Source organism: Clostridium niameyense, from assembly GCF_001243045.1.
Taxonomy (GTDB): domain Bacteria; phylum Bacillota; class Clostridia; order Clostridiales; family Clostridiaceae; genus Clostridium_F; species Clostridium_F niameyense.
Window position 1 is genome coordinate 927,156 of sequence record NZ_LN849007.1, and the last position, 26,400, is coordinate 953,555.

At 28.1% G+C, this 26,400-nt stretch carries 29 protein-coding genes; 27 read left to right on the forward strand and 2 right to left on the reverse strand.

The genetic code is table 11. From position 1 onward, the window contains the following. Positions 1–57 precede the first annotated feature (57 nt). The 22 genes from pta (at position 58) to BN1711_RS05510 (ending at position 17,957) form a co-directional block, all read left to right on the forward strand. Positions 58–1,062, forward strand: coding sequence for a phosphate acetyltransferase (pta, locus tag BN1711_RS05410; protein ID WP_050607161.1), 1,005 nt, complete (start codon positions 58–60; stop codon positions 1,060–1,062). Between the two features lie 32 nt (positions 1,063–1,094). Continuing rightward, positions 1,095–2,291, forward strand: a complete 1,197-nt coding sequence (locus BN1711_RS05415) for an acetate kinase (RefSeq protein WP_050607162.1) — start codon at positions 1,095–1,097, stop codon at positions 2,289–2,291. Between the two features lie 112 nt (positions 2,292–2,403). Further along, positions 2,404–2,901 carry a YceD family protein gene (locus BN1711_RS05420; protein ID WP_050607163.1) on the forward strand — a complete coding sequence of 166 codons (498 nt, stop codon included), beginning with the start codon at positions 2,404–2,406 and terminating at the stop codon, positions 2,899–2,901. Between the two features lie 13 nt (positions 2,902–2,914). Then, entirely contained in the window at positions 2,915–3,097 is a 183-nt protein-coding gene (gene rpmF, locus BN1711_RS05425; protein WP_050607164.1) for a 50S ribosomal protein L32, read from the forward strand. Positions 3,098–3,195: 98 nt separating this feature from the next. Then, positions 3,196–4,179: a phosphate acyltransferase PlsX gene (gene plsX, locus BN1711_RS05430; protein WP_050607165.1), complete on the forward strand. Its 984-nt coding sequence runs from the start codon at positions 3,196–3,198 to the stop codon at positions 4,177–4,179. Between the two features lie 103 nt (positions 4,180–4,282). Then, entirely contained in the window at positions 4,283–4,516 is a 234-nt protein-coding gene (acpP, locus tag BN1711_RS05435; protein ID WP_050607166.1) for an acyl carrier protein, read from the forward strand. 153 nt (positions 4,517–4,669) lie between these two features. Beyond that, a complete protein-coding gene (gene rnc / locus BN1711_RS05440) occupies positions 4,670–5,332 on the forward strand; it encodes a ribonuclease III (protein WP_050608443.1) in 663 nt (220 codons plus the stop codon). Then, a complete protein-coding gene (locus BN1711_RS05445; protein WP_050607167.1) occupies positions 5,325–6,398 on the forward strand; it encodes an elongator complex protein 3 in 1,074 nt (357 codons plus the stop codon). Before rnc ends, BN1711_RS05445 begins: the two co-directional genes overlap by 8 nt. A gap of 77 nt (positions 6,399–6,475) precedes the next feature. Further along, on the forward strand, positions 6,476–6,736 hold the full coding sequence (locus BN1711_RS05450) for a stage V sporulation protein S (RefSeq protein ID WP_050607168.1): 261 nt from the start codon (positions 6,476–6,478) through the stop codon (positions 6,734–6,736). Between the two features lie 121 nt (positions 6,737–6,857). Continuing rightward, positions 6,858–6,956 (forward strand): DUF4044 domain-containing protein, encoded by a 99-nt coding sequence (locus tag BN1711_RS12390; RefSeq protein WP_129582132.1) that lies wholly within the window; start codon positions 6,858–6,860, stop codon positions 6,954–6,956. A gap of 10 nt (positions 6,957–6,966) precedes the next feature. Beyond that, a complete protein-coding gene (gene smc, locus BN1711_RS05455) occupies positions 6,967–10,548 on the forward strand; it encodes a chromosome segregation protein SMC (RefSeq protein WP_050607169.1) in 3,582 nt (1,193 codons plus the stop codon). A gap of 45 nt (positions 10,549–10,593) precedes the next feature. Continuing rightward, positions 10,594–11,505 carry a signal recognition particle-docking protein FtsY gene (gene ftsY, locus BN1711_RS05460; RefSeq protein WP_050607170.1) on the forward strand — a complete coding sequence of 304 codons (912 nt, stop codon included), beginning with the start codon at positions 10,594–10,596 and terminating at the stop codon, positions 11,503–11,505. A 118-nt stretch (positions 11,506–11,623) separates the two neighbouring features. Then, positions 11,624–11,956 (forward strand): putative DNA-binding protein, encoded by a 333-nt coding sequence (locus BN1711_RS05465; RefSeq protein ID WP_050607171.1) that lies wholly within the window; start codon positions 11,624–11,626, stop codon positions 11,954–11,956. Between the two features lie 11 nt (positions 11,957–11,967). Next, the gene (gene ffh / locus BN1711_RS05470; protein ID WP_050607172.1) at positions 11,968–13,317 is read left to right on the forward strand and encodes a signal recognition particle protein; all 1,350 of its coding nucleotides are present in this window, start codon (positions 11,968–11,970) and stop codon (positions 13,315–13,317) included. Positions 13,318–13,346: 29 nt separating this feature from the next. After that, positions 13,347–13,595, forward strand: a complete 249-nt coding sequence (gene rpsP / locus BN1711_RS05475; RefSeq protein ID WP_050607173.1) for a 30S ribosomal protein S16 — start codon at positions 13,347–13,349, stop codon at positions 13,593–13,595. 28 nt (positions 13,596–13,623) lie between these two features. Then, positions 13,624–13,851, forward strand: coding sequence for a KH domain-containing protein (locus BN1711_RS05480; RefSeq protein WP_050607174.1), 228 nt, complete (start codon positions 13,624–13,626; stop codon positions 13,849–13,851). Positions 13,852–13,917: 66 nt separating this feature from the next. Beyond that, the gene (gene rimM, locus BN1711_RS05485) at positions 13,918–14,406 is read left to right on the forward strand and encodes a ribosome maturation factor RimM (RefSeq protein ID WP_050607175.1); all 489 of its coding nucleotides are present in this window, start codon (positions 13,918–13,920) and stop codon (positions 14,404–14,406) included. Further along, positions 14,403–15,128, forward strand: coding sequence for a tRNA (guanosine(37)-N1)-methyltransferase TrmD (gene trmD / locus BN1711_RS05490; protein ID WP_050607176.1), 726 nt, complete (start codon positions 14,403–14,405; stop codon positions 15,126–15,128). Before rimM ends, trmD begins: the two co-directional genes overlap by 4 nt. Positions 15,129–15,299: 171 nt before the next feature. Next, complete coding sequence (gene rplS / locus BN1711_RS05495) at positions 15,300–15,647, forward strand: 50S ribosomal protein L19 (RefSeq protein WP_050607177.1); 348 nt, start codon at positions 15,300–15,302, stop codon at positions 15,645–15,647. A gap of 58 nt (positions 15,648–15,705) precedes the next feature. Continuing rightward, positions 15,706–16,236: a signal peptidase I gene (gene lepB, locus BN1711_RS05500; protein ID WP_050607178.1), complete on the forward strand. Its 531-nt coding sequence runs from the start codon at positions 15,706–15,708 to the stop codon at positions 16,234–16,236. 42 nt (positions 16,237–16,278) lie between these two features. Then, on the forward strand, positions 16,279–17,127 hold the full coding sequence (gene ylqF, locus BN1711_RS05505; RefSeq protein ID WP_050607179.1) for a ribosome biogenesis GTPase YlqF: 849 nt from the start codon (positions 16,279–16,281) through the stop codon (positions 17,125–17,127). Positions 17,128–17,141: 14 nt separating this feature from the next. Continuing rightward, entirely contained in the window at positions 17,142–17,957 is an 816-nt protein-coding gene (locus BN1711_RS05510) for a ribonuclease HII (protein ID WP_050607180.1), read from the forward strand. Positions 17,958–18,090: 133 nt separating this feature from the next. Here BN1711_RS05510 and BN1711_RS05515 read toward each other — a convergent pair whose 3' ends face one another. Continuing rightward, positions 18,091–18,471, reverse strand: coding sequence for a YraN family protein (locus tag BN1711_RS05515; protein ID WP_050607181.1), 381 nt, complete (start codon positions 18,469–18,471; stop codon positions 18,091–18,093). 15 nt (positions 18,472–18,486) lie between these two features. Then, positions 18,487–20,001: a YifB family Mg chelatase-like AAA ATPase gene (locus tag BN1711_RS05520; RefSeq protein WP_050607182.1), complete on the reverse strand. Its 1,515-nt coding sequence runs from the start codon at positions 19,999–20,001 to the stop codon at positions 18,487–18,489. A 164-nt stretch (positions 20,002–20,165) separates the two neighbouring features. Here BN1711_RS05520 and dprA point away from each other — a divergent pair, with 164 nt between their 5' ends. The 5 genes from dprA (at position 20,166) to tsf (ending at position 26,319) form a co-directional block, all read left to right on the forward strand. After that, positions 20,166–21,251 carry a DNA-processing protein DprA gene (gene dprA, locus BN1711_RS05525; protein WP_050607183.1) on the forward strand — a complete coding sequence of 362 codons (1,086 nt, stop codon included), beginning with the start codon at positions 20,166–20,168 and terminating at the stop codon, positions 21,249–21,251. A gap of 101 nt (positions 21,252–21,352) precedes the next feature. Continuing rightward, positions 21,353–23,437, forward strand: a complete 2,085-nt coding sequence (gene topA / locus BN1711_RS05530; RefSeq protein WP_050607184.1) for a type I DNA topoisomerase — start codon at positions 21,353–21,355, stop codon at positions 23,435–23,437. Positions 23,438–23,624: 187 nt separating this feature from the next. Continuing rightward, positions 23,625–24,401 (forward strand): GTP-sensing pleiotropic transcriptional regulator CodY, encoded by a 777-nt coding sequence (gene codY, locus BN1711_RS05535; protein WP_050607185.1) that lies wholly within the window; start codon positions 23,625–23,627, stop codon positions 24,399–24,401. A 208-nt stretch (positions 24,402–24,609) separates the two neighbouring features. Continuing rightward, the gene (gene rpsB / locus BN1711_RS05540; protein WP_050607186.1) at positions 24,610–25,311 is read left to right on the forward strand and encodes a 30S ribosomal protein S2; all 702 of its coding nucleotides are present in this window, start codon (positions 24,610–24,612) and stop codon (positions 25,309–25,311) included. 87 nt (positions 25,312–25,398) lie between these two features. After that, positions 25,399–26,319: a translation elongation factor Ts gene (gene tsf, locus BN1711_RS05545; RefSeq protein ID WP_050607187.1), complete on the forward strand. Its 921-nt coding sequence runs from the start codon at positions 25,399–25,401 to the stop codon at positions 26,317–26,319. Positions 26,320–26,400: the final 81 nt, after the last annotated feature.

Below are 26,400 nucleotides of genomic sequence, written 5' to 3' on the forward strand. Positions count from 1 at the left end.
TATATTATATATGAATGTATTTTTATATATTTTATATATTTGAAGGGAGTAATTTACATGAAATTAATGAAAACCTTATGGGAAAAAGCCAAAGTTGACAAAAAGACTATTGTACTTGCAGAAGGAGAGGAAGAAAGAAACTTAAAGGCTTGTGAAGAAATTATAAAAAATTCCCTAGCTAATATAGTTTTAGTTGGAAATGAAAAAGCTATTAAAGATAAAGTTAAAGAATTAAATATTTGTATAGATGGTGCAAAAATAGAAGATCCAGAAACTTCAGAAAAACTTTCTACATATACTAAAGAATTTTATGAGCTAAGAAAACATAAAGGAATTACTTTAGAAAAAGCGGAGAAAATAGTAAGAGATCCCCTATATTTTGCTACTATGATGCTTAAAATGGGAGATGTAGATGGATTAGTATCTGGTGCTATTCATACTACAGGAGATCTATTAAGACCTGGTCTACAAATTATTAAGACAGCTAAAGGTGCATCAGTAGTATCAAGTTCATTTATAATGGAAGTACCTAATTGTGAATATGGAAAAGATGGACTTTTATTATTTGCAGATTGCGCAGTAAACCCTAATCCAACATCAGAACAATTAGCTTCAATTGCTATATCTACAGCAGAAACAGCTAAAGCTTTATGCGATATGGATCCTAAAGTAGCAATGTTATCTTTCTCAACTATGGGAAGTGCTAAACATGAATTAGTAGATAAAGTAGTAGAAGCTACAAAAATGGCTAAAGAACAAAGATCAGATTTAGACATAGATGGTGAATTACAATTAGATGCATCTATAGTTCCTACAGTAGCTAGCTTAAAAGCTCCAAATAGCAATGTAGCAGGAAAAGCTAATGTATTAGTATTCCCTGACCTACAAGCAGGAAATATAGGCTATAAATTAGTTCAAAGATTTGCAAAAGCAGAAGCTATAGGACCTATATGTCAAGGATTTGCAAAACCTATAAATGACTTATCAAGAGGTTGTAGCAGTGAAGATATAGTAAACGTAGTAGTAGTAACAGCAGTACAAGCACAAAGTATGGCAAAATAATTAGTTATAAATATTGAAAGGTGGTAAATTAAATGAAAGTTTTAGTTGTAAACTGTGGAAGTTCATCATTAAAATATCAATTAATAGATATGGAAACAGAAAAGGCTTTAGCTAAAGGGCTTGTAGAAAGAATAGGAATTGAAGGTTCTATATTAACACAAAAGGTAAACGGAGAAAAATACATAATAGAAGAACCAATGAAAGACCATAAAAAGGCTATAGAGTTAGTGTTAAAGGCATTAGTAGATGAAAAACATGGCGTTATAAAAGACATGAGCGAAATATCAGCAGTAGGACATAGAGTTGTTCATGGCGGAGAAAAATATGCAGAATCTGTACTTATAGATGATGAAGTTATGAAAGCATTAGAAGAATGTGTTAAATTAGCACCACTTCATAACCCACCAAACATAATAGGAATAAATGCTTGCAGAGAAATAATGAAAGATACTCCAATGGTAGCAGTGTTTGATACAGCATTCCATCAAACTTTGCCAGATTATGCTTATATGTATCCATTACCATATGAATTATATGAACAAAATGGCATAAGAAAATATGGATTCCATGGAACATCTCATAGATATGTTTCAGCTACAGTAGCAGATATGATGGATAAAGATATAAAAGATCTTAAAATTATAACTTGTCATTTAGGAAATGGAGCTAGTTTATGTGCAATAAAAGATGGTAAATCAATAGAAACTTCTATGGGATTTACTCCACTTGCAGGATTAGCTATGGGAACTCGATCAGGAGATATAGACCCTGCTATAATTCTTTTCATGGAAAAAGAATTAAAAATGTCTTCAGATGAAGTAAACAATGTTATAAATAAAAAATCTGGAGTATTTGGATTATCAGGAGTAAGTAGTGACTTTAGAGATATAGAAGAAGCTGCAGAAAAAGGAAATAAGAGAGCACAACTTGCTCTAGATGTATTCCACTATAGAGTAAAACAATTTATAGGTTCTTATGCTGCAGTATTAAATGGTGTAGATGCATTAGTATTTACAGCAGGTCTTGGAGAAAACTCAAAAGAAAGTAGAGAAGAAATCTGCAAGGGCTTAGAATACTTAGGTGTTAAAATTGATTTAGATAAAAATAATATAAGAGGAAAACAACAAGAAATAAGTGCACAAGATTCAAAAGTTAAGGTGTTTGTAATACCAACTAATGAAGAGTTAATGATAGCTAGAGATACTAAAGTTATAGTAAATAATAAGTAATAAAATGTAGTTGTAAATAATTGTATTATGTCACTTTCAGCATAAAATACTTGACTTTTTAATAGGCAGTTTATATAATAAATTTTGTGGCTGCTATATTGAGGTGAATTTTATGAAGTTAGATATATCAGATTTGAAAAGTAGAAATAATAAAACTGAGAAGGTTTCTTTAGTTTTGGAAGAAAAAGGTTTCTTCGACGGAAGTGAGGAAATTAATTATTTAGAGCCGCCAAAATTTGATGGGCTAGTTAGTATATCAGGAGACATAATTGATTTAGAAGGAAAAGTAACAGCTAAGGTTGAACTTTCATGTTCTAGATGTCTTGAAAAGTTTCCTTATGTGGTAGAAATTCATATCCACGAAAGTTTTACTAATAGCTTAGAAAGTCAAAGTGATGAAGTGGCATTGATAAAAGACGATGCCATAGATATTAATAAGGTTATAGAAAATAACATAATTATACAGTTACCAATTAAGAGACTTTGTAGGGAAGACTGCAAAGGATTATGTCAAAAATGTGGTTCTAACCTGAATGCTTCACAATGTAATTGTGAGGTAGAAGTTGATCCACGATTGGCTAAACTGAAAGATTTTTTTTCTACCAATTAAGGAGGTGTTTACAGTGGGAAATCCAGCAAGAAAGACTTCAAAAGCAAGAAGAGATTCAAGAAGAGCTCAAACTTTTAAATTAAGTTTACCAGGAATAGTTGAATGTCCTCAATGTCACGAAATGAAACTTGCTCATAGAGTATGTAAAAATTGTGGTCATTACAAAAGCAAAGAGGTTGTTTCAACTGATAAATAGTAAAAGAAAGTCTTATGACTTTCTTTTATTTTTTAATAAATTTTTTATTGTTAATGGAAAAAATATAATATATACTTTATTGGAAGGGAGTGATAAAGATGATTATAGCAGTAGATGGCATGGGAGGCGATTTTGCTCCAAAAGCAGTAGTAGAAGGATGTATTCAAGCAGTAAAAGAATATGAAGATATAGAGATTATAATAACTGGAAAAGAAGATTTAATAAAAAAAGAATTAAATAAGAATAATTATAATGGAAACAGAATAAGCATATTACATACAGAAGAAGTTATAACTACTAATGAAGCTCCGGTAAGGGCTGTAAGAAGAAAAAAAGATTCAAGTATGGTACGTGCACTACAATTAGTAAAAGAAGATAAGGCTCAGGCTATTATATCTGCAGGAAGTACAGGAGCACTTATGGCAGGAGCTACATTTATATTAGGTAGAATAAAAGGTATACAAAGAGTAGCTTTAGCACCATTACTTCCAGGAGTAAAAGCTCCTTTTATGATAGTTGATGTAGGTGCTAATGTGGATTGTAAGCCAGATTATTTAGTGCAATTTGCCATGATGGGTAAAACTTATTTTGAAAATATATTAGGAGTAAAAGATCCTTCAGTAGGACTTGTAAATATAGGTACAGAAGAAGAAAAAGGTAATGAACTTACAAAAGCTGCATATAAATTATTAAAGGAAGAAAATCTAAATTTCAAAGGGAACATAGAACCTAGAGATATACCAGAGGGAAAAACAAATGTAGTAGTGTGTGACGGATTTGTAGGTAATAGTATATTAAAAACATATGAAGGAGTAGCTTCTAATATATTTAAAATGTTAAAAGAACAAATTTTATCATCTTTTGTGTCAAAACTAGGAGGAGTACTTTTAAAAGGTGTATTTAAGAATTTTAAAAAGAAATTTGATTATACAGAATATGGAGGATCTCCTTTCTTAGGTGCTAAAGGAATATGCATAAAGGCTCATGGAAGTTCTAATGCGAAAGCCTTTAAAAATGCTATAAGACAAGCAAAATTATGTTATGATAAACAAATAATAGAGAAAATAGAGAATAATTTGTAGTTTTAAATAGAAAATAATAAGTAAGTGTATTAAATAACTGTATTGACGGTTAAATGGTTATGTAATATTATTTATTTATATAGAAGCATTAGGAGGTGAGACCATGATATTTGAAAAAATAAGAGCTATAATTGCAGAACAACTAAGTTTAGATGAAGAAGATGTTACAATGGAGTCATCTTTCATTGATGATTTAGGAGCTGATTCATTAGATATAGTTGAATTAATAATGGCACTTGAAACTGAATACGATTTAGAAATACCTGATGAAGAGGCAGAGAAGATTTCTAGTGTTGGAGATGTAGTGGAATACATAAAATCTCATACTGAAGAATAATATTTATTTTATGTCCCCGCTAGCTTTGCGGGGATTTATTTAAGCATAAGTTTATTCTTGAATTTATTTTACAAATGAATTGAAGAATGAACTTTTTAAGGAGTGAGACATTTGAGAAATAGAACAGATTTTTTAAAAGAAGTTCAGTATAAAATGGGAATATATTTTAAAAATGAGGAACTTTTAAATGTAGCATTAACACATAGTTCCTATGCTAATGGTAAAAAAAATATAAAATATAATGAAAGACTTGAATTCTTAGGGGATTCCGTACTTCAACTTACAATATCTGAATATTTGTTTTCAAAATATAAAGATAAATTAGAAGGAGAACTTACAAGGAAAAGAGCTATAATTGTTTGTGAAAATTCATTATATTCTGTGGGAAAAAAGTGGGATATAGGAATTTATTTAAACATGAGTAAGGGAGAAGAACTTACAGGCGGAAGAGAGAGAGTGTCTATTATAGCAGATGCTGTAGAAGCTATAATAGCAGCTATATATGTAGATAGAGGAATGGATGAGGCTAGAGCTTTTATCATGAAAAATTTTAAAGATATAATAGAAAGAGCCATGAAAGATGAAATAATATTAGATTACAAAACTAGACTTCAAGAATTAGTACAACAAAATAATGATAGTCACATAAATTATGAAATATTAAAAGAAGAAGGACCACCACATAGAAGAAAATTTTATACTAAAGTATTTATAGATGGAAAGTCAAAGGGTACAGGGGTTGGATATACAAAGAAAGAATCAGAACAAAATGCAGCAAAAGAAGCATTAAAAAGTTTAGGTGATAAGAATGAGTAGAAAACACTATATAATACCTATATTTGTACCTCATGAAGGATGCCCTCATAATTGTGTGTTTTGTAATCAGGATAAAATTACAGGTATTAATGAAAAAGTTGATGTAGCCTATACAATAAATACTATAGAGAAATATATAAAAACAATTCCTAGAGAAAATTCTACTATAGAAGTTTCTTTTTTTGGAGGAACTTTTACTGCAATTCCTATAGAGAGGCAAAATAGCTTTTTAAAAGTAGCAAAGGATTATAAAGATAAAGGAATTATAGATTATATACATATGTCTACAAGGCCAGATTATATAGATGAGGATATACTAGATAATTTAAAGAAGTATTCTGTAGATATAATTGAACTTGGGGTTCAATCTTTAGATGAAGAAGTTTTGTTAAAATCTGGTAGGGGTCATAGTATAGATAGTGTTTATAAAGCTTCTAAGCTAATAAAAGATTATGGTATAACTCTAGGACATCAAATAATGCTAGGACTTCCAAGTGATAGTTTCAAAAAGGATATAGAAACTGTTAGAAAATCTATAGAAATGAAACCAGACATAGCTAGAATATATCCTGCATTAGTAATAAAACAAACTCCTATGGAGTATATGTTAAATGAAGGTATATATAAACCTTATACTTTAGAAGAAGCTATAGATATAACAAAAATACTTTATTCTATGTACGTAGCAAATGATGTACAGGTTATAAGAATAGGACTTCAGCCAACAGAAGAAATAAACAAAGGTAGAGAATTAGTAGAAGGACCTTTTCATCCAGCTTTTAGAGAACTAGTAGAGGGAAAAATCATGAATGAAATGATTTTAGATAATATTATTAAAAATTATAAAAAAACAGTAGAAATTACTATAAATAATAAAGATTTATCTAAGCTCTATTGCAATAAAAAGAAATATTTTAAAGAATATTTAGGTAAGTATACTGTGAAGGTTGTTCAAAGTAATGAATTAGAAAGAGGAAGTATTATACTATCTATAGAAAATCATAAACGAAAATTATCTTTGTTGGAATATATGTTAAAATTAAATAAAGAGGTCAAAAGTATATAACAATAAATTATACCACTATATAAACTCTATAAAATTAGTATATAAAATAAAATAATATAAAATGAGGGGGAATATAAGTGGAAGTGTTAAAAGTATCATCTAAATCTCAACCTAAATCAGTGGCAGGGGCTTTAGCTGTAGCATTACGAGAAAAATCTTCTGTAGAAATACAAGTAGTTGGTGCTGGAGCAGTGAATCAAGCTATTAAAGCTATTGCTATATCTAGAGGATTTATAACACCTAATGGTATTGACTTAACTGTAGTGCCTTCATTTTCTGAGGTTAATATAGGAGGAGAAAAAAGAACTGCTATTATTCTTTTGGTAGAACCTAAGTAGTTTCTACATTTTATTAAAAACCGTGTAACCACGGTTTTTAATTTTATAATTGATATTTTTAGTTAAATATACTAAACTATAAAATATCATTACATAGTAAAAATAAGGGGAGTGCTTAATTATGAAAAAAGAAAAAAGAGAAAAGATGACAAAAATACTAGTTATATTTATGTCAATAGTATTTATTGTAAGCTTAGTACCAATGTTATTTGGCAGATAGGAGTGGACTTATGTTTTTAAAATCCATTGAAGTGAGAGGTTTTAAGTCTTTTGCAGATAAAACAGAACTAATATTTAAAAAAGGGGTTACGGGTATTGTAGGCCCTAATGGTAGTGGAAAAAGCAATATATCTGATGCAGTAAGATGGGTTCTTGGAGAACAAAGTGTAAAAAGCTTAAGGGGAAGTAAAATGGAAGATGTTATTTTTGCAGGAACCCAGTATAGAAAATCTTTAGGACTTTGCCAAGTTTCTTTAATGCTTGACAATAGTGATAAAAAGCTTCCTTTAGATTATTCGGAAGTTACTATATCAAGAAGACTTTATAGATCAGGAGACAGTGAATATTATATAAATAATACACAATGTAGACTTAAAGATATTCAAGAACTTTTTATGGATACGGGTATAGGAAAAGAAGGCTATTCTATAATAGGACAAGGTAAAATAGATGCAGTTTTAAGTGGAAAACCAGAAGAGAGAAGAAGTCTTTTAGAAGAAGCAGCAGGTATTGTAAAATTTAAAACTAGAAAACAAGAAGCAGATAAAAAATTAGCAAATACAGAACAAAATTTAATAAGAATAGATGATATATTAAATACTTATAATGAAACTATAGAACCTTTAAAAGAGGAAAGTGAAAAAACTAAGATATTTTTAAAGATGTCTGAAGAACTTAAAGAAAGAGAAGTCAATTTAACAATATTATTTATAGAAAAAATAGAAGCAAAATTAAAGGAAATAAATGAAGCGTATAATTTATTAAAAAATAATGAAGAAAAGTTAAAAAAAGAAAGAGAAGAATATAAAGAAAAAATTATAAAACTTAATAATGAGTTAGAAGTTTTAGATAAAGATAACTCTCAAAAGAGAGAAAACTATTATGATTATAAGTCTAAGGTTAAAGATATAGAAAATGAGGTTATAATATTAAAAGAAAAAATAAATAATCTAAACGAATCTATAAATTTAAGAGAAAAAAAATTAAAAATAAATAAAGAAAAAATAACTCAATTAAAAGAAGAAAAAGATATTTTAGAAAATGACACAAAAGAATTAAAAGCAAAATTAGAAGCAATATGCAAAAACATAGAAACTACTAACAAAGAAGTAAAGGATTTTAATGATTTATTTGAACATAAAACTATGGAACTTAAAAAGTTAAAGGAAAATCAAATAGAAATAGTAAGTGCCATAGCCAACGAAAAAAATAATGTGATGGTTTTAGAAAATGAAAAAAACAATTTAAAAAATAAGGAAGAGAATATAAATAGATCTTGTAACACTTATAGAAATTCTATAAATATAAATTTAAAAACTAAAGTAGACATAGAAGAAGAAATAAAAAAGATAAAAAATAATATAGAGAATTTAGAAAAAAATCTAAAAGAAAATACTAAAAGTATAGTTGGACTTAAAAATTCCCTTTATCATAAAGAAAAAAATTTAAAACAATACAGTGCAACCCATAGTAAATTTGAAGCAAACTATCAAATGCTTTGTAATTTAGAAAAACACTATGAGGGTTATAATAGAAGTGTTAAAACATTAATGGAACATATAGACAAAGGTAAAATCCTAAATGTTACAAAAGGTTGCTTTTTATTAGGAGATATAATAAAGGTAGATGAATATTTAGAAAAAGCTATGGAAGTAGCTTTAGGAGGAGCTATTTCTAACATTATAACTAAAGATGAAAATATAGCTAAAACCTTAATTAAGTATTTGAAGTATAATAATATAGGAAGAGCTACTTTCCTACCGTTAACTATAATAAAGGGTAAAAAAATAAACTTACCATATTTACATAAAGAAGCTGGCTTTGTTGGTATAGCTAGTGAACTTATTAAATTTAATAGCAAATTTAGCAATATAATAGATTATGTGCTTGGGAAAACTGTTATAGCTAAAGATATGGATAGTGCTTTAAATATAGCAAAAAAATTAAATTATTCTGTTAGAATTGTTACTTTAGAAGGAGAAGTTATAAATCCAGGAGGTTCTCTTACAGGCGGAAGCATAAAATATAGAACAGGTAGCAGTATAATAGGTAGAAAAAGAGAAATTGAAGAAACAAAACAAAAAATTGAAGAAACTAAGGTTATCGTAGAAAGTCTTATGGAAGAAATATCAAAGGTAAGAAGCAATATTAAAGCATTAGATGAGGAAAATCTTAATATAAAAGATAGCATTTATCATAATAATATAGATATTACAAAATTTGAGGGTAAATTAAATTCTGTAATAGATGAAACTCAAAAATTAAAAAGTACACTAAATACATCTAAAGATGAAATTGCTTTAATAGAAAATAAAATAGAAAAATTAGATTTTGATATACATAATAAAAATGAAAAGTTACAAGAGTCTATAAAAAACCAAGAATTAAATAGTTTTAATATAGAAAATTTAGAAAAATTACTTTTAAGTAGAGAAGAAGAAGCTAAAAAATCAAGAGAGATTTTAACTAATATAAAGATAGAAAAAGCGAAATTGGAAGAAATGCATTCCAATAGACTAAGGGAAACAGAAGATAGAAGGCAAGCTATAGAAGAAATATCTATGGAAATTAATAATTTTAATAAAGAAAATAAGTATAGTATGAATTCTATAGAAAATTTTAAATATACCATAATAAGAAATGAAAAAAGTGTTGAGAATCTATTAAAGTATATAAAAATTTTAGAAAATGAATTTAAAGAATATGATATAAATAGAATAAAGATAAAAGAAACATTAGATAATTTAAAAAATAAAAAAGAGAATTTAGATTTAATTTTGTCTAAAAAGCAACAAGAACTTCATAAGCAAGATATACAAAATGCTAAGTATGAAGCAGAAAAAGAGAATTTATATATTAAGTTAAATGAAGAATTTTCATTAACTTATGCTGAAGCCTTAGACTACAAAAAAGAGATAAAAGATATGACATCTTATAAGAATAAAATCTATAGTTTAAAAGAAGAGATTTCAAAATTAGGAACTATAAATTTAAAAGCTATAGAAGAATACAAGAAATTAAATGAAAAAATTACTTTTATGGAAGAACAAAAACAAGATCTTATAAAATCAAAAGAGCAGCTTATTAATGTAATAGATGAAATGACAAATAAAATGAAAAGGGTATTTAGTGAAAACTTTAATATACTTAGAAAATATTTTAATGAAACCTTTAAAGAATTATTTAAAGGTGGAAGTGCAGATTTAATTTTATGCGAGGGAGATGAGCTTACAGCGAATATAGATATAAAAGTTCAACCTCCAGGCAAAAAACTTCAAAATATAAATCTTATGTCTGGCGGAGAAAAAGGATTGGCAGCTATTGCACTACTTTTCGCTATTTTAAAAATGAAGCCTACACCTTTTTGTATATTAGATGAAATTGAAGCAGCATTAGATGATATAAATGTAGTGCGCTATGCAGAATTCTTAAATCAACTTTCCAGTAACATTCAGTTTATAGTTATAACTCATAGAAAGGGAACCATGGAAGCTTGTGATGCTTTGTATGGAATTACTATGGAGGAAAAAGGAGTATCAAAAATTATTTCAGTAGACCTAGCTTCGGAAAGAGAAGTGGCAGCTACTATATAAATATTTTATTTTGCAGATTTAAAAACATAAAAAGGAGAGATGAAAATGTTTGGTAATTTCTTTGATAAATTAAAACAGGGACTTACAAAAACTAAGGATAATTTTACAGATAAGGTAACAAGTATATTAAATTTAGCTATAACTATAGATGAAGATCTATATGAAGAATTAGAGGAAATACTTATAACTGCAGATATTGGAGTGGAAACTTCTTTAAAAATTATAGAGAGATTAAAAGAAAAGGTAAAAGAAGAAAAGATAAAAGATCCTGCAGAAATTAAACCTTGTCTAAAGGAAGTAATACTAGAAATTATAGGAAAGGAAAACGGAACTATAGAACCTAAGTCTACTCCAGCTATAATGCTTGTAATAGGGGTAAACGGAGTAGGTAAAACTACATCTATAGGAAAAGTATCTTCAAAATTAAAAAATAAGGGGTATAAGGTTATTATGGCAGCAGCAGACACCTTTAGAGCAGCAGCCATAGATCAATTAGAAATATGGAGTAATAAGGCCTCTGTAGATATAATAAAACATCAAGAAGGTTCAGATCCTGGAGCGGTAGTATTTGATGCAATTCAAGCTTCTAAATCTCGTGGAGCAGACGTTCTTATATGTGATACTGCAGGAAGATTACATAATAAAAAGAATTTAATGAATGAGCTTTCAAAAATAAATAAGATTATAGATAGAGAGTATGGTGAGGCTAGTAAAGAAACATTATTGGTATTAGATGCTACTACAGGGCAGAATGCAGTGCTACAAGCTAAACAATTTATGGAGGTGTGTCCTATAGATGGTATAATACTTACAAAATTAGATGGAACGGCTAAGGGTGGAATTGTAATATCTATAAAGGATCAATTAGATATACCTGTAAAACTTATAGGAGTAGGAGAAGGTATAGAGGATTTACAAGAATTTAATCCGGAAGAGTTTGTAGAAGCTTTATTTTAAAAAAATAAGTCTGTTAAGTAAAAATGCTTGACAGACTTTTTATAGTTTGATATTATATAATTCGTCAAGTAAAAAGAATAGTTTGTTAAAGGAGTTAGATTAAAATCTGTGATATTTTATGGAAGAAATAGTGGAGATGTCTTTATTATTAGACTTTTATGGTGAATTGCTTACAGAAAAGCAAAGCAGAATAATGGATTTATATTACAATAAAGATTTTTCATTATCAGAAATATCGGAGTTCACTAATACTAGTAGGCAGGCAGTATATGACATAGTTAAAAGATGTCATAAAATTCTTTTGCAGTATGAAAACAAATTAGGTTCAATGAAAAAGTTCAAAAAACTTCAAGATTCTAAAGAAAAATTATTAGATATGCTAGATACGATAAATGAAGATAATATAAAAGAAATTGATAATATAAAAAAATATATAATTGAAAATATTTAGGAGAGGATTATATGGCCTTTGATGGATTAGCTTCTAAGCTTCAAGATGCTTTAAAAAAGCTAAAAGGTAAAGGGAAGCTTTCAGAAAAAGATATAAAGACAGCTATGAGGGAAGTTAAACTTGCATTATTAGAAGCTGACGTTAATTATAAAGTAGTTAAAAACTTTGTAAAATCCGTTAGTGAAAAATGTATGGGAAAAGAAGTGCTAGAAAGTTTAACACCAGGTCAACAGGTAGTTAAAATAGTAAATGATGAGCTAACAGAGCTTATGGGGAGTACAGAAAGTACTTTGAGTTATTCTTCTTCAGGTATTACAGTTATAATGCTTGCAGGACTTCAAGGTGCAGGAAAAACTACTATGGCAGGTAAGCTTGCTCTTCACCTTAGAAAGAAAAATAAAAAACCACTTCTTGTAGCTTGTGACGTTTATAGACCAGCAGCTATAAAACAACTTCAAGTAGTAGGTAAACAAATAGATATACCTGTATTTACTATGGGAGATAAATTAAATCCTGTAGATATTTCTAAGGGAGCTATTGAATATGCTAAAAACAACAAACATAATGTGGTTATAATAGATACAGCTGGTAGACTTCATGTAGATGAGAATCTTATGGAAGAACTAAAAAACATAAAGGATGAGGTAAATCCTTCAGAAATATTATTGGTAGTTGATGCTATGACAGGTCAAGATGCTGTAAATGTAGCAAATAACTTCAATGATAAATTAGATTTAACAGGAATAATACTTACAAAGTTAGATGGTGACACTAGAGGTGGAGCTGCCCTTTCTATTAAATCTATGACAGGCAAACCTATTAAATTTGTAGGTGTAGGAGAAAAAATGAATGATCTAGAAGTGTTCTATCCAGATAGAATGGCATCTAGAATATTAGGTATGGGTGATGTGCTTTCACTAATTGAAAAAGCTCAGCAATCTATTGATGAGGAGAAAGCTAAAAAAATTGGTGAAAGAATGTTAAACCAAGAATTTAATTTTGAGGATTTTTTAGATTCCATGGAACAAATGAAGAAATTAGGACCGCTTAATAAGTTAATAGAAATGATTCCAGGAGTTAATTCTAAAGAGTTAAAGAATTTAGATTTAAGTGGTAGTGAAAAAGAGCTTAAAAGAACAGAGGCTATTATAAGCTCTATGACTAAAAATGAAAGAACAAATCCTTTATTGATATCTTCATCTCCTTCAAGAAAAAGAAGGATAGCTAAAGGATCAGGTACAACAGTACAACAAGTAAATAAGCTTTTAAAAGATTTTGAGGCTTCTAAAAAGATGATGAAACAAATGAAAGGAATGCAAAAAGGTTTTAAAAAAGGTTTATTTGGTAAATTACCATTTTAGATAAAAACTTTTTAAAGGAGGTGAAACACATGGCAGTAAAAATAAGATTAAGAAGAATGGGTGCTAAAAAAGCTCCATTTTACAGAGTTGTAGTTGCAGATTCTAGATCTCCAAGAGATGGTAGATTTATAGAAGAAATAGGATACTACAATCCTATATCAGAACCAGTAGAAATAAAATTTAATGAAGAAAAAGTAGCACAATGGATTAAAAACGGTGCTCAACCTACTGATACAGTTAAAAAGTTATTAGGAAGAGCTGGAATAGCTAATAAATAAGCTATACAAAGTACTGGGGGTGTAGTAAATGAAAGCTTTGGTTGAAACTATAGCAAAAGCATTAGTGGATAACCCAGAAGATGTTCAAGTTAATGAAGTGGCTGGAGAACAGTCTATAATTATTGAACTAAAAGTTGCACCTGACGATATGGGAAAAGTTATAGGAAAACAGGGAAGGATAGCAAAGGCTATCAGAACTGTGGTTAAGGCAGCAGCTATAAAAGAAAATAAAAGAGTTGTTGTTGAGATAATATAAAGAGTTAGGTGCACCTAACTCTTTTATTTTATAAATTATACTTGGTATTTTAAGGAGAGTAAGTAAATGGAAGGTTTCTTATCTATAGGTGAAATAATAAATACTCATGGTATAAAAGGAGAAGTAAAAGTTTATCCTTTAACTGATGATATTAAAAGATTTAAAAATTTAAAAAAAGTATTTATAAATGGGCAAGAAAAAAATATACTAGGGTGTAAGTTTAAAAACAAATTTCCAGTATTAAAGATAGAAGGAATAGATTCAATAGAAGAGGCTAATAGATACAGAAATAAATACTTAGAAATAAAGAAGGAAGATGCAGTAAAGCTTCCAGAGGGAAGTTATTTTATAGCGGATTTAGTAGAATGTACTGTAGTAGATGAAGAAGGTAATACTATAGGAGCTATGAAAGATGTAATGGAAACTGGTAGTAATGATGTTTATGTAGTACAAGGAGAAAAAGAAATATTAATACCTGCTATAAAACAAATTATAACTAATATAGATATAGAAAATAAAATTATTACTATAAAGCCATTGGAGATGTGGCAATGAAGATAGATATTCTAACCCTATTTCCAGAAATGTTTAGTATATTTAATCATAGCATTATAGGAAGAGCCAAAGAAAAAGGAATAGTAGATATAAATGCTATAAATATAAGGGATTATACAAAAGATAAACATAAAAAGGTAGATGACTATCCTTACGGTGGTGGTGCAGGTATGGTTATGTGCGCTCAACCAATAGTGGATAGTATAAGACAAGTAAAAAACTCTAATAAGGGTAAGATTATTTTTTTAGGACCTAAGGGGAGAACTTTTAATCAAGAGTTGGCTAAAGAATTAGCTAAAGAAGAAGAGTTAATATTTTTATGTGGACATTATGAGGGAATAGATGAAAGAGCTTATGAATATATAGATATGGAAATATCTTTGGGGGACTTTGTATTAACTGGAGGAGAAATGGCATGTATTCCCATAGTTGATTCAATTTTAAGGATGATACCAGGAGTTTTAAAAGGTACTGAAAGCTATGAAGAAGAATCTTTTTATAGTGGACTTTTAGAGTATCCACAATACACAAGGCCAGAAGTGTTTGAAGATAAAGAAGTACCTAAGGTTCTTTTATCAGGGCACCATCTAAATATAAAAAAATGGAGAAAAGCAAAATCTCTTGTAATTACAAAAGAAAAAAGACCAGATCTTTTTAAAAAGTATAACATATCTAAAGAAGATAAAAAAATATTAAAAGAGTATTTTGAGAAATATAGATAAAAATAAGTATATTAATATAGAAAAAGACATAGTAACCGATAAATTTTATATAAAAATATTGATTAAAAAATTTTACTGTGGTAAAATAAATTTTGTGCTAGTACGGGCGGTCCTCTACCTATTTTACATAAGCTAGGTAAGAACGTCAAAAAATAAGAGGAGGGAATGCACATGTTAGAAATTATAAAAGAAATAGAAAAAGAACAACTAAGAAGCGATTTACCTAAATTCAATGTAGGAGATACTGTAAAAGTTCACCAAAAGATCAAAGAAGGAACAAGAGAAAGAATCCAAGTATTTGAAGGAACAGTTTTAAAAAGACAAAATGGTGGAGCAAGAGAAACTTTCACAGTAAGAAGATTAGCATCTGGTGTAGGAGTTGAAAAAACTTTCCCAGTTAACTCTCCATTAATAGAAAAAATAGAAGTAGTAAGAAGAGGTAAAGTAAGAAGAGCTAAATTATACTACTTAAGAGATAGAGTTGGTAAAGCAGCAAAAGTTAAAGAATTAATGAGATAATAAAGAAAGTTAGGGGCTTGAGTAAGTCCCTTTTTTTCATACCAAGGGGGTACAATTTATGGTGAAAGAATTATTAGAAATTATAAAATCCATAGTGTTGGCGGTAATTGCAGCCTTTTTAATTATAACTTTTGTACTTGAAACTGTAAGTGTAGAAGGACACTCTATGGAGCCTACTTTACAAAATAAAGATAGATTAATAGTAGAAAAAGTTTCTTATTATTTTAGAAAACCAAAACCTGGTGATATAGTAGTAATTAAATATCCTGCAGACACTAGAGAAAAATTTATAAAAAGAGTAGTGGCAGTAGCTGGGGATAAGGTTTCTATTCATAATAATAAGTTATATATAAATGGAAAAGAAAAAAATGAACCTTATATATTAGAAAATTATATGGAAGATTTTAATGAAGTTAAGATACCTTCTAATACTGTCTTTGTAATGGGAGATAACAGAAATCATAGTAGAGATAGCAGATTTGAGGATGTAGGATTTGTGGATTTAAAATTAGTAGTTGGAAGAGCAGCCTTTAGAATATATCCTTTTAATAATATGGGTAGTTTATCCTATTCTGAAGCTAATAAATAATTAAAGGTAATATAATCAACAAAAGAAAGGATAGATAAAACTATGAATATAAATTGGTTTCCAGGTCATATGGCTAAAACTAGAAGGGAAATAAAAGAGAATTTAAAAAAGGTTGATGCGGTAATAGAAATAAGAGATGCTAGGATAGTAAATTCAAGTAAAAATCCTAACATTGAAGATATTTGCGAAAATAAACCTAGAATAATTTTATTAAATAAAAAAGATCTAGCTGAAAAAGAAGTTACTATAGATTGGATAAATTCATTATCTAAAGATAATATAAAAGTTTTAGCGGTAAATTCTAATACTGGAGAAGGATTAAATAAAATAAAACCTACATTAAATGAATTATTAAAAGATAAGCACGAAAGAATGAAAAATAAAGGAATAGTAAATATAGTAGATAGAGTAATGGTAGTTGGTATACCTAATGTAGGTAAATCATCTTTTATTAACAAAATGGCTAAAAACTCTATAGCTAAAGTTGGAGATAGACCAGGAGTTACAAAAAGTAAACAATGGATAAAAACTAAAATAGGTATAGAACTTATGGATACACCAGGAGTTTTATGGCCTAAATTAGATAGTGAAGAGGTACAACTTAATTTAGCTTTTACAGGGGCTATAAAAGATGAAATTATGGATATAGAAACTTTAGCCTTAAGACTTATAGAAAAATTACAAAATTCTTATGGAGACAGATTAATGAAAAGATATAAGTTAAGTGAGCTAAGTGAGAATGGACTTGAAAATATGGAGAACATAGCAAGAAAAAGAGGAGCTATAATATCTAGAGGAGAAGTAGACTATAATAGAATAGCAGTAACTATTTTGGATGAATTTAGAGGTGGAAAATTAGGTGTTATATCTTTAGAAAAACCTAATAATTAAAGGGAGATATTATTATGAATATAAATACTGCGGAAGATTTTCAAGATATAAAGTATGTTGAAATAAAAAAGTTTACGGATACCTTAAAGAAAAACTATGAAACTTCTAAGGAAAATGAAGTAAAAAGAATCATAAATTTACTAAATTTAGATAAAAGAAAAAATGTAAAATCTCTAGGGGAAAGTTTACTTAAATTTTTAAACAAATATAATAAAGAAACAGATAGGGTTACTAATATGTATAACTTAGATAAAAGCTTTTATCCCTATGAAATAATAGCAGGAGTAGATGAAGTGGGAAGAGGACCACTAGCAGGTCCTATAGTAGCTGCATCCGTAATATTGGATTTAAATACAGTCCAAAATCTAATATTAGATATAAAAGATTCTAAAAAATTATCTCCACAAAAGAGAAAAGAATTAGATGTCATTATAAGAGAAAAAGCTTTAAGTTATAATATAGCTATAATTAGCAATAATATTATAGATGAAAAGGGTATTGCATGGAGCAACAATGAAGTTTTAAAAAGAGCAGTACAAGGACTTAAAATAAAACCAGATTTAGTGTTATCTGATGGGTATGCCGTAAAAAATATGAATTTACCTAATAAATTTATAGTAAAAGGTGATAATAAAAGTGCTAGTATAGCTTGTGCATCTATTATAGCAAAAGTATATAGGGATAATCTTATGGAAGAGTATGCTAAAGTTTATCCTCAATATGGTTTTGAGCATAATGCAGGTTATGGTACTCAAGAGCATATAGAATCCATACAAAAATATGGACCGTTAAAAATACATAGGAGAAGTTTTTTAAAGAATATAATTTAAAAGCCTCAAATAACCTTTAAGATATATTAAAAATAATATGAAGCTATAAAAGTTTTAAATAAATTAAGAGTTTTTTAGCTACATATTTAATTTTTAATATATCTTATTTTAGTTGGTTATTTAAAAACTGTATTTATAAATAATCTAACTGAAAAGCATTTTTTATTAGCTTTATGGAGGGTTTATTAGTATTTTTGTTAAATACTACTTCCACAACATCAAACCTAAAATTGAATTTATTAAATAAGTGATTTTTAATTATGTACATCTGGGCTGTTTTATATAGTTTCTTTTGTTTATAATAATTTACAGCTTCACAAGGACTACCATAACAGGTGGAATATCTACTTTTTACTTCAATAAAGCATATATAGTCATTATCCTTAGCTATTATATCAATTTCTCCAATTTTACATCTAAAGTTTTTTTCAATTATTATATAAGAAGAATTTTGAAGATACTTAGAAGCTATGGCTTCGCCGAAATAACCTATGTCTTTATTAAAGTAGTGCATGAATATGATCTCCTTTTACAATATTTTATTATCTATAAATTTTCTATACTGAAGAGCCTCAATTATATCTTCATCCTTTATTTTTTCATTTCCATTTAAATCTGCAATAGTTCTAGATACTTTTAATATACGACAATAAGCTCTTGCACTTAAATTGAATTTTGTATAAATTTTTCTTAAAATTTTAGACCCACTTGAAGTTAAATCACAATATTTTTTCAGTTGTTTCCTTTTCATTTGAGAGTTTGTATATATAGAATCCTTAGAGAATCGTTCAAGTTGAATTTCACGAGCTTTTACTACTCTTTCTTTTATAGTTTTAGAACTTTCAGATTTGCTAAATTTCTTTACTTCATCAAAAGATAACTGTGCCACAAAAGTAAATATATCTATTCTATCTAAAATTGGCTTTGAAAGTTTATTTATATATCTTTTAATTTCATATTCACTACAGGTGCAATCAGAGGTACCATACATACCACATGGACAAGGGTTTAAGGATGACACTAACATAAAGTTACAAGGATAGGTTACATTTCCATTATATCTAGTTATTTTTATACATCTATCCTCTAAAGGTTGCCTTAAAACCTCTATTACATTTTTTTTGAATTCTAAAATTTCATCTAAAAATAAAACTCCATTATGAGCTAGAGAAATTTCTCCAGGAGTTAAGCTACTACCTCCACCTACTAAAGCAATCTTTGATGAAGTGCTATGAGGACTTCTAAAAGGTCGCTGTTTAATTAGAAAGTTTTTATCTAGTTTTCCTGCTACACTATAAATTTTAGTTACTTCCAAGGCTTCTTCGTAATTTAGAGAAGGAAGTATAGTTGGAATTCTTTCTGCCAACATAGTTTTTCCACAACCAGGGGGACCAAACATAATAATATTATGACCTCCTGATGCTGCTACTTCTAAAGCTCTTTTACAACTTTCTTGACCAGATATTTCTGCAAAATCTATATTAGATTCCTGTAGACTATTATTTTTAAGTGTAAGTTTATAAGGAAGTAAATCCTTATAGTGTATATAATGAACTACTTCATTTAAATGAGAAAAGGGAAAAATGTTAGCTTTTTTTACTAAGGCACATTCATCTTTATTCAAAGAGGGAATTATGAAGTTATTTATATTGTTATCTAATCCATCTAATATTATAGGAAGAGCACCTCTTATTTTATTTATATCACCAAATAAGGATAACTCACCTATAACTATATAGTCTTTAAAAAAATCACCATTTAATTGATTTGTAGCTACCAAAATAGCTAAGGCTATAGGTAGATCAAATAAAGAACCTTCTTTTTTAATATCTGCAGGAGATAAGTTGACAGTTATTTTACTTATGGGAATTTTATAACCAGAATTAATTAATGCAGATTTAACTCTTTCCTTTGACTCTTTAATTGAAGTAGCTGCAAGTCCTACTATATTAAAAGAAGGTAGACCAGATCTAATATCTACTTCTACAGATATTAGATTGCTAGAACAGCCATTAAGTGAAGCTGTAAATACTTTACCTATCATAATATCACCCTTTAATATAAATTTAACTAGAGTATTGACAGTAAAGTTATATATTATTATGTAATTTAAAAATTAATAAAAAATTTACTTTTAAGGTTTAATGAATAAAATTTTTAAATTTGACAAAAATTCAAGAAAAATAATAATTTAAGGGGTTATAAATTATGATAGAATTAAATTTATGGTTTTCAAGAGCAAAGCTTTCAAGTAAATTAAAAATAATATTGCTAAAAGAATTTAAAAGTATAAAAAATATTTTTGAATACACAAAGAATTTTGACAACAATAGAAATTATGATATTATGAATTATAAAATAGTTAGTGAATTGAAAAAAGCTTGGAATGAGGATATTATATATAAAACTAAAGAAAAAATATTGAAAGAAGATATAAATGTTATAAACTTTAATGATAGTTTATATCCTTATAAGCTAAAATATTATGAAGATTCTCCAGCAGTACTTTTTTATAAAGGGAATATAGAACCTTTAAATAAATCGAAATCTGTAGCTATTGTTGGTTCTAGAAAAAGTACTTTTTATGGGGAAAAAGTAACTAAAATTGTAAGCAAAGCTTTATCAGAAAATAATATTTCTATAATAAGTGGTATGGCAAAGGGAATAGATTATAATGCGCAGTTAAGTTCTATAAATAGTAATGGCTATACTTGTGCTGTTTTAGGATCAGGCATTGATGTAATTTATCCTAGGCAAAATAAAGAGTTGTATAAATCTATTTGTGAAAAGGGTTGTGTTATATCTGAATTTTATCCTGGAACGCCACCATTTTCTTATAATTTTCCAATGAGAAACAGAATAATTAGTGCATTAAGTGATGTGGTTATAGTTGTAGAGGCATCTTATAAAAGTGGTTCTTTAATAACTGCCACATTAGCTTTAGAACAAGGAAAAGATGTATTTTCTGTTCCAGGTTCTATATTTTCAAGAGAAAGTATAGGTACAAATAAATTAATAAAAGAAGGAGCTTTTGTACTTACATCTTTAGACGATATTTTTCAATATTTAGGTTTAGAAAATCATAAAATTAAGGATAATAAAGTTAATAAAAATAATAATAAGATTGGATTAGAAAAACAAATATATAATGTTCTAACTGATGAGCCTATACATATAGACGATATAATTAGACTTATTAATATTGACATAAAACGTTTGTATGAGGTATTATTTGAATTGCAGCTTAGAGAAGAAGTAATTTGTCTAGCTGGGAACTATTATGTGAAGGCATAAAAAAAATTTAATTATATATAATACTTATAGTTAATTATAAAAAACTAATCACATTAAAATAAGGGGGTGCAATCTCTGGTTGAATTTTTCCAGAGGATGACATGGGACAAAATTTAGTAATAGTAGAATCACCGGCAAAAGCTAAGACTATAAAAAAATATTTGGGTAAAAATTATGTAGTTCAAGCATCTATGGGACATGTTAGAGATCTTCCCAAAAGTCAATTAGGGGTCGATATAGAAAACAATTATAATCCTAAGTATATAACTATAAGAGGGAAGGGAGAGCTTTTAGATAAATTAAAAAAAGAAGCTAAAAAAAGTACTAAAATATATTTAGCTACAGACCCTGATAGAGAAGGAGAGGCTATTTCTTGGCATTTAGCTCATGCATTAAAGATAAAAGAAGATGAAAAATGCAGAATAGAATTTAACGAAATAACAAAAACCGCAATAAAGTCTGCTATAAAAAAGCCAAGAAAAATAAACGATAATTTAGTAGATGCTCAACAAGCTAGAAGGGTTTTAGATAGATTAGTAGGATATAAAATAAGTCCTATACTTTGGAATAAAATAAAATGGGGATTAAGTGCAGGTAGAGTTCAATCTGTAGCTTTAAGAATGATTTGTGATAGAGAAAATGAGATTTCTAAGTTTACTCCTAAAGAATATTGGACTATAGAATGCGAATTATGCAAAGAAAATTGTGTGAAATCTTTTTTAGTAAAACTTACAACTAAAAATGGTAAAAAAATAGAAATCAACAATGAAGAAGAAGCATTAAAAATAAAAAAAGAACTTGAATTAGGTAAATTTGTTGTAAAAAATATTAAGAGAACTGCTAAGAAGAAGAATCCATTGGCACCTTTTACTACTAGTACACTTCAACAAGATTCTTACAAAAAATTAAATTTCCCTACTAAAAAAACTATGTCTATAGCTCAGCAACTTTACGAAGGAATAGATGTAAAGGGCTTTGGAACTGTTGGACTTATAACTTATATGAGAACAGATTCTACAAGAATATCTGAAGATGCTCAAAATGCTGCTTTAGATTATGTAAAAAATAATTTTGGAGAAGAATATGTTCCTAAAATTCCTAGAGTATTTAAAGGAAAGAAAAATATTCAAGATGCTCATGAAGCTATAAGACCAACTAACGTAGATATAAATCCAGAAGTAGCCAAAGAGAATTTAACACCACAGCAATATAAATTATATCAACTTATTTGGAAAAGATTTATAGCAAGTCAAATGGCTTCTTGTATATTAGATTTTACATCAATACTTATAGAAAACGGAGAATATAATTTAAGAGCCAGTGGTTCTGTAGTTAAGTTTGATGGATTTATGAAAGTATATGAATATTCTACAGAGGAAGATAAAGAAGCAACAAAAATACCAACTTTAGAAGAAAAACAGGTTTTAAAAGAAAAATCCATAAATGAGACACAACATTTTACTCAACCACCAGCTAGGTATTCGGAAGCATCTTTAGTAAAGACATTAGAGGAGAATGGTATAGGAAGACCAAGTACTTATGCACCTATTATATCTACTATAATAGATAGGAAATATGTAGAACGTGAAAAGAAAACTTTAAAGCCTACAGAACTTGGAGAAATAGTAAATAATATAGTAAGTGAATATTTCAAACAAATTGTAGATTTGGAATTTACTGCAGGCATGGAAAATAAATTAGATGAGGTAGAAGAAGGTAAAAAGCCTTGGGCAAAAGTTGTAGATGATTTTTATAAGCCTTTAAGTAAATCTATAGATATAGCTGAAAAGGAAATATCAAAGATAACTATAGAAGATAAAGTTACAGATGTAATTTGTGAAAAGTGCGGAAAAAATATGGTAATAAAGCAAGGGAGATATGGAGAATTTTTAGCATGTCCAGGATATCCAGAATGTAAAAATACAAAACCTATAGTAGAAGAGTTGAATGTGAAATGTCCTAAATGTGACGGAAAGGTTTTGGTTAAAAGAAGCAGAAAAGGAAGAAGATTTTATGGATGTAGTAATTATCCAGAATGTGATTTTGTAAGTTGGTTTCCACCAGTAGATGAAAAATGTCCAGAGTGTGGAACTTATATGGTTAAAAAACAAAGCAAATCCAAAGGGGAATATTATGAATGTACTAATACTGAATGCAAATTTAAAAAATATTTAAACAATAAATAATAATTGAATATTTAAAAGGATATATTGAAATGTAATATTCCATATGTTATTATAGATAAGGAAAGGCAATAATTCAAAATATTTTTAATAGTCGCAATTTTTAATAACTATACAAAGTAAATGGAAAAATAAGGATTTTACATTTATGTAAAGTAAATAATATGAGGCAATATAAGGAGGAATATAAATGCATTCACTATTAGACAAAACAAGAATGTTAAATAGGATATTACAAAAATCTGGAACAGAACCAGTAGATTTTAATGATATAGGAAATTTATTAAGTGATGTTTTATGTTGTAATGTATATATAATAAGTAGAAAAGGAAAATTATTAGGATATAAGTTATATTCAGGTTTTGAATGTGATGAAGTTAAAAATTACGTGTTAAAAGATAAAAGATTCCCGGATAACTATAATAACAAATTATTAAATATTCATGAAACTTTAGCTAACTCACCTAATCATGACAAATGTGTTTTTGAAGGTGGAAAAGATTGTGTAATTAAAAATAAATTGTCCACTATAGTTCCTATAAATGGCAACAGAGAGAGATTAGGTACATTATTAATTGCTAGGTTTGATAATCCTTTTACAGATGAGGATTTAGTATTAGCAGAATATAGTGCAACTATTATAGGTCTTGAGATATTAAGATCAAAACAAGATGAGATAGAAGAAGAAACTAGAAAAAAAGCAGTAGTTCAATTAGCTATTGGAACTTTATCTTATTCAGAATTAGAAGCTGTGGAACATATATTTAATGAATTAGATGGAGATGAAGGTTTACTTGTAGCTTCTAAAATAGCAGATAAGGTAGGCATAACTAGATCTGTAATTGTTAATGCATTAAGAAAATTTGAAAGTGCAGGAGTAATTGAATCAAGATCTTTAGGTATGAAGGGAACTCATATTAAAATATTAAACGACAAGCTTTTAGATGAATTAAAGAAAATAAAATAATAAAATTGGAGAAGCCTTAATGGCTTCTTTAATTTTAATTTAAATTAAAAAATCTAAATAAAAAAATTAAAATTATTGTTGAATAAGAATACTGGTTATGATATACTACATAAGGATAAAATACACACATTATCTAATTTATAAATGGTGCCTAAAGGTAGTTTATATATATGAAGATAATGGAGGAAAAAACCAAGGAGGTAGAAATATGTCAGTTATATCAATGAAACAATTATTAGAAGCAGGTGTTCACTTTGGACATCAAACAAGAAGATGGAACCCTAAAATGGCTCCATACATATTTACAGAAAGAAATGGAATATACATTATCGATTTACAAAAAACAGTTAAGAAGGTAGAAGAAGCTTATGACTTCTTAAGAAAAGTATCAGAAGAAGGAAAAGATGTTCTATTCGTAGGAACTAAAAAACAAGCTCAACAAGCTATTGAAGAAGAAGCTAAAAGATCTGGAATGTATTTTGTAAATAACAGATGGTTAGGTGGAATGTTAACAAACTTCACAACTATCAAAACAAGAATAGGTAAATTAGAAGAATTAGAAAAAATGGAAGAAGACGGAACATTTGAAGTTCTTCCTAAAAAAGAAGTTATAAAATTAAAGAATGAAGAAGAAAAATTAGAAAAGAACTTAGGCGGAATAAAAGAATTAAACGCTAGCAACTTAGGTGCTATGTTTATTGTTGATCCAAGAAAAGAAAAGAATGCAATATTAGAAGCTAAGAAACTTGGAATTCCAGTAGTAGCTATAGTTGACACAAACTGTGATCCAGATGAAGTTGACTATGTAATCCCAGGAAACGATGATGCTATAAGAGCCGTAAGACTTATAACAGCTAAAATGGCAGATGCAGTTTTAGAAGGAAGACAAGGCGAACAAATAGAAGAATAATATTGTATGGATAAATAAAAAATATAAGGTAGGTGAGATGTAAATTTCATTTACCTTTTAAATTAGAAAAAACAGGAGGAATATAGAATGATCAGTGCTAAAATGGTAAAAGAATTAAGAGAAAAAACTGGCGCAGGAATGATGGACTGTAAAAAAGTTTTAACAGAAGCTAATGGTGATATGGAAAAAGCTGTAGAATTATTAAGAGAAAAAGGATTAGCAGCAGCTGCTAAAAAATCAGGAAGAATTGCTGCTGAAGGTCTTGTATGCACATACATATCAGAAGATTCAAAGGTTGGATCTATAGCAGAAGTTAACTGTGAAACAGATTTTGTATCTATAAATGAATCTTTCGTTGAATTAGCTAACAATATAGCAAAACAAGCAGCTTTATCAAAAGTAGAAGATGTTGAAGCTTTAATAGATGAAAAATATATAAATGATGAAAATTTAACTGTAAAAGAAAAAGTTACAGAATTAATTGCTAAATTAGGCGAAAACATGAATGTAAGAAGATTCAAAAGGCTTACAGTAGAAAATGGAGTTATTCAAAGCTATATACACGCAGGTGGAAGAATCGGAGTTCTTGTTAAATTAGCTTGTGAAAAAGATAGTGAACAGTTAAAAGAAATAGCTAAAGATGTAGCTATGCAAGCAGCAGCTACAAATCCATTATTCTTAAACAGAGAAGCTGTAGATCAAGAAACTTTAGAAAAAGAAAAAGAAATCTACAGAGTTCAAGCTTTAAATGAAGGAAAGCCAGAAAAAGTAGTAGAAAAAATGGTTATGGGAAGAATGAACAAATACTATAAAGAAAACTGCTTAGTAGAACAAATATGGGTTAAAAATGGAGATTATACTATTGCAAAATACCTAGAAGAAAAATCAAAAGAAATAGGTGCTAAAATAACTGTAGAAGCTTTTGTAAGATTCGAAAAAGGCGAAGGTATAGAAAAGAAAGAAGAAGACTTTGCTGAAGAAGTAAAAAAACAAATGCAAGGTAAATAATAACTTAAAAAAGAGAACACGGCGTGTTCTCTTTTTTTAAAGAATTAGCTATACTATATATACTTTATTGAAATTAAAATA

What these genes read in the sequence shown, in the direction of transcription:
- pta (WP_050607161.1), top strand. Translation starts at nt 58, where the DNA reads ATGAAATTAATGAAAACCTTATGGGAAAAAGCCAAAGTTGACAAAAAG.
- BN1711_RS05415 (WP_050607162.1), top strand. Translation starts at nt 1,095, where the DNA reads ATGAAAGTTTTAGTTGTAAACTGTGGAAGTTCATCATTAAAATATCAA.
- BN1711_RS05420 (WP_050607163.1), top strand. Translation starts at nt 2,404, where the DNA reads ATGAAGTTAGATATATCAGATTTGAAAAGTAGAAATAATAAAACTGAG.
- plsX (WP_050607165.1), top strand. Translation starts at nt 3,196, where the DNA reads ATGATTATAGCAGTAGATGGCATGGGAGGCGATTTTGCTCCAAAAGCA.
- acpP (WP_050607166.1), top strand. Translation starts at nt 4,283, where the DNA reads ATGATATTTGAAAAAATAAGAGCTATAATTGCAGAACAACTAAGTTTA.
- rnc (WP_050608443.1), top strand. Translation starts at nt 4,670, where the DNA reads ATGGGAATATATTTTAAAAATGAGGAACTTTTAAATGTAGCATTAACA.
- BN1711_RS05445 (WP_050607167.1), top strand. Translation starts at nt 5,325, where the DNA reads ATGAGTAGAAAACACTATATAATACCTATATTTGTACCTCATGAAGGA.
- BN1711_RS12390 (WP_129582132.1), top strand. Translation starts at nt 6,858, where the DNA reads ATGAAAAAAGAAAAAAGAGAAAAGATGACAAAAATACTAGTTATATTT.
- smc (WP_050607169.1), top strand. Translation starts at nt 6,967, where the DNA reads ATGTTTTTAAAATCCATTGAAGTGAGAGGTTTTAAGTCTTTTGCAGAT.
- ftsY (WP_050607170.1), top strand. Translation starts at nt 10,594, where the DNA reads ATGTTTGGTAATTTCTTTGATAAATTAAAACAGGGACTTACAAAAACT.
- BN1711_RS05465 (WP_050607171.1), top strand. Translation starts at nt 11,624, where the DNA reads ATGGAAGAAATAGTGGAGATGTCTTTATTATTAGACTTTTATGGTGAA.
- ffh (WP_050607172.1), top strand. Translation starts at nt 11,968, where the DNA reads ATGGCCTTTGATGGATTAGCTTCTAAGCTTCAAGATGCTTTAAAAAAG.
- rpsP (WP_050607173.1), top strand. Translation starts at nt 13,347, where the DNA reads ATGGCAGTAAAAATAAGATTAAGAAGAATGGGTGCTAAAAAAGCTCCA.
- BN1711_RS05480 (WP_050607174.1), top strand. Translation starts at nt 13,624, where the DNA reads ATGAAAGCTTTGGTTGAAACTATAGCAAAAGCATTAGTGGATAACCCA.
- rimM (WP_050607175.1), top strand. Translation starts at nt 13,918, where the DNA reads ATGGAAGGTTTCTTATCTATAGGTGAAATAATAAATACTCATGGTATA.
- trmD (WP_050607176.1), top strand. Translation starts at nt 14,403, where the DNA reads ATGAAGATAGATATTCTAACCCTATTTCCAGAAATGTTTAGTATATTT.
- rplS (WP_050607177.1), top strand. Translation starts at nt 15,300, where the DNA reads ATGTTAGAAATTATAAAAGAAATAGAAAAAGAACAACTAAGAAGCGAT.
- lepB (WP_050607178.1), top strand. Translation starts at nt 15,706, where the DNA reads ATGGTGAAAGAATTATTAGAAATTATAAAATCCATAGTGTTGGCGGTA.
- ylqF (WP_050607179.1), top strand. Translation starts at nt 16,279, where the DNA reads ATGAATATAAATTGGTTTCCAGGTCATATGGCTAAAACTAGAAGGGAA.
- BN1711_RS05510 (WP_050607180.1), top strand. Translation starts at nt 17,142, where the DNA reads ATGAATATAAATACTGCGGAAGATTTTCAAGATATAAAGTATGTTGAA.
- BN1711_RS05515 (WP_050607181.1), bottom strand. Translation starts at nt 18,471, where the DNA reads ATGCACTACTTTAATAAAGACATAGGTTATTTCGGCGAAGCCATAGCT.
- BN1711_RS05520 (WP_050607182.1), bottom strand. Translation starts at nt 20,001, where the DNA reads ATGATAGGTAAAGTATTTACAGCTTCACTTAATGGCTGTTCTAGCAAT.
- dprA (WP_050607183.1), top strand. Translation starts at nt 20,166, where the DNA reads ATGATAGAATTAAATTTATGGTTTTCAAGAGCAAAGCTTTCAAGTAAA.
- topA (WP_050607184.1), top strand. Translation starts at nt 21,353, where the DNA reads ATGGGACAAAATTTAGTAATAGTAGAATCACCGGCAAAAGCTAAGACT.
- codY (WP_050607185.1), top strand. Translation starts at nt 23,625, where the DNA reads ATGCATTCACTATTAGACAAAACAAGAATGTTAAATAGGATATTACAA.
- rpsB (WP_050607186.1), top strand. Translation starts at nt 24,610, where the DNA reads ATGTCAGTTATATCAATGAAACAATTATTAGAAGCAGGTGTTCACTTT.
- tsf (WP_050607187.1), top strand. Translation starts at nt 25,399, where the DNA reads ATGATCAGTGCTAAAATGGTAAAAGAATTAAGAGAAAAAACTGGCGCA.